Consider the following 2631-nt stretch of genomic DNA (forward strand, 5'->3'; position numbering starts at 1 on the left):
TGCTTGTGCCGCTTGGGGAAGATGTGCGAGGCGCTCGCGGCCGCGAACTCCTCGGGCATCCAGCCGGCTCCCACGCCCACGTTGAGCCTGCCGTTCGAGAGCTGGTCCACCGTGGCGAGTTCCGCGGCGAGGACACCGGGCGCACGGAATGGCGTGTCGGTAATGCTCATGCCGATCCGTACCTTCGACGTCTTCGCGGCCAGCCAGGGGATCAGCGGCCAGCCTTGGAACCACTCACCGCGGGAAGACACCGGCAGCGCCTTGGGGAACTCGGGCATCATGCCGAACGAGTACTGGAGCTCCACGCGGTCCGAGGCCTCAGGAACGACGATCCGGTCGAGCGTCCAGACGGAGTCGAAGTCGAGTTCCTCGGCGAGGCTGGTGAGATCTTCGAGCTCCTTGACGGTCACCTTGTTACGGAAGTTCGGCAGGTAGAGAGCGAGCTTCATGGGACGGCCTCCTCACGGTGCGTTCGTGGCCGGGACGGCCAACGCTGCGGTCGACTAGCATGCCTCCCCCGTCTCCGGGCCTGCGGCCCAGGTAGGGCGGAGGATAACAGGACCCCGGGCGGCGGTTCCAGGGACGTGAACATCGGACATCTTCGTCAAGTTCAGCAGGCGTCCGGCCGGGGTCGGGTCTCACCGTGATCCACCGTCCGCCGTTTCGGCCCGGAGCCGGTCGCGCAGCTCGCGCTTGACGACCTTGCCGTAGTTGTTGGTCGGCAGGGCATCCACGAACCGGTAGTCCTTGGGCCGCTTGAACCGCGCGATGTGGTCGAGGCAGGTCCGGTCGAGATCCTCGGCCGACGGCCGGGCGACGCGGTCGGCGGCCACCACGAAGGCCACTACCGCCTCGCCCCACTTCGCGTCGGGCCGGCCGAGGCGGCGGCGGCCCTGACGCCGGGGTGGCGGAGCAGCGCCTCCTCGACCTCCCGGGGGTAGATGTTCATTCCCCCCGCTTATGATCAGGTCCTTGGACCGGTCCCGCAGCGTGAGGTACCCGTCGGCGTCGAAGCTGCCGATGTCGCCGGTGTACAGCCAGCCTTCCCGCAGCGCCTCGGCGGTGGCATCAGGCTGGTTCCAGTAGCCGGCCATGACCACGTCGCCCCGGACCACCACCTCGCCGGCCTCGCCGGCGGGGAGTTCGCGGCCGTCGTCGACGACGCGGACCTCGACGTCGGTGCGGGGGACGCCGACGCTCTGCATACGGTCCCGCCATCGGGGCTGGTTCCGGTCGGCGTGGTCTGCCTTGGACAGGGCGGTGATCGTCATCGGCGCCTCGCCCTGCCCGTAAGTCTGGGCCAAGCTAGGGCCGAACACGGCGAGCGCGTCCTCGAGGTCGGCCAGGTACATCGGTGCGCCGCCGTAGATGATCGTCTTCAGGTGGCAGAGGTCCGCGCCGGCGATGGCCCGGTCGCCGGCCAGCCGCTTCACCATGGTGGGAGCCGCGAAGATCGACATCCCCGGCCAGCGCCCCAGGAGGGCGGCGATCTCGTCGGCATCGACGCCGCCGGAATGCGGCACGACGCTCACCGCCCCCCGGGCCACGTGAGGCAGCCCGTAGAGCCCCGAACCGTGCGACAGGGGCGCGGCGTGGAGGATGCAGTCTTGCGGCAGCACCGGGTCGATGTCCGGGAAGTAGCTGAGTGTCGCCATCAGCAGGCTGCGGTGCGTAAGCGTGGCCCCCTTGGGCCTTCCGGTGGTGCCGCTCGTGTAGAACAGCCAGGCCGGGTCCTCCGGCCGCGGGCCGACGAGCCGTGCCGGCGGCGACGCCGTGAGCCGGTCCCACCGCTCACCGGGCGCGATCACGGCCGCCTTGAGCGAAGCGACGGTGCCGGCCAGCGGCTCGACGTCGTCGGCGTGGTCGGCATCGGTCACGACGACGGCCGACTCGCTGTGTTGGAGGATGTAGGCGATCTCATCGCGGTGGAGGCGAGCGTTGACCGGCACGGCCACGAGACCGGCGTGCCAGACAGCGAACAGCGCCTCGAGGTACTCCGGCCGGTTGCGCATCACGATCGCTACCCGGTCCCCGGGCGACAGGCCGAAGTGATCGCGCAGGCTGGCGGCTGCGCCGGCCGTCCGGGCGGCGAACTCGCCCCAGCTGGTGTGGACGCGGTCGCCATCCGCCAGCGCCGGGTCGTCGGGCCGCTGGCGGGCGTGGCGCTCGACCCACGCCGCTGGGTTCAGCGCACCGTACTACGCGCGATGGTGGAGGCAGGATCCTGCGAGCGTAAACCCCCCATAACGGAGGAGCGTAGCGCCGGTATGGCTGCCGCTCAATGCCAGTGAGCTTGGGTGCCGCGGAGCGGGCTGTCGAAGTCGGTGACCCCGCACGGATGGTCGCCCCGTCGACACCGGCGTTCGACGAACTATCATCACACCGCAGAGATCACTGCTCCGCCACGCCGCGAAGGGTTATGACACAGACCCCAATGTCCATGGCTACCGGCCTACTGCGATGAGGCTCGCGGATCACGAGGCGCGGGCAAGGCTTGAGTCGCACGACCACGGGATTTTGTGCACCGTGCACGCCGAGCGGGGCGTAGACGCCGTGCCCGTCGTGTACGCCGTGGACGACGACGGCTACGTGGGCGTGCCCATCGACCGGGTGAAGCCGAAGGCGTCGCTA

At 69.9% G+C, this 2631-nt stretch carries 2 protein-coding genes; both read right to left on the reverse strand.

The window, feature by feature from the left end:
• The coding region (locus VML93_RS37120; RefSeq protein WP_325618647.1) for an LLM class flavin-dependent oxidoreductase at positions 1–449 on the reverse strand (449 nt) is incomplete at its 3' end.
• A gap of 189 nt (positions 450–638) precedes the next feature.
• Positions 639–2189, reverse strand: coding sequence for an AMP-binding protein (locus VML93_RS37125; RefSeq protein WP_325618649.1), 1551 nt, complete (start codon positions 2187–2189; stop codon positions 639–641).
• Between the last annotated feature and the right edge of the window lie 442 nt (positions 2190–2631).

The sequence above is a fragment of the Mycobacterium sp. genome (genome assembly GCF_035499775.1).
Classification (GTDB): domain Bacteria; phylum Actinomycetota; class Actinomycetes; order Mycobacteriales; family Mycobacteriaceae; genus Mycobacterium.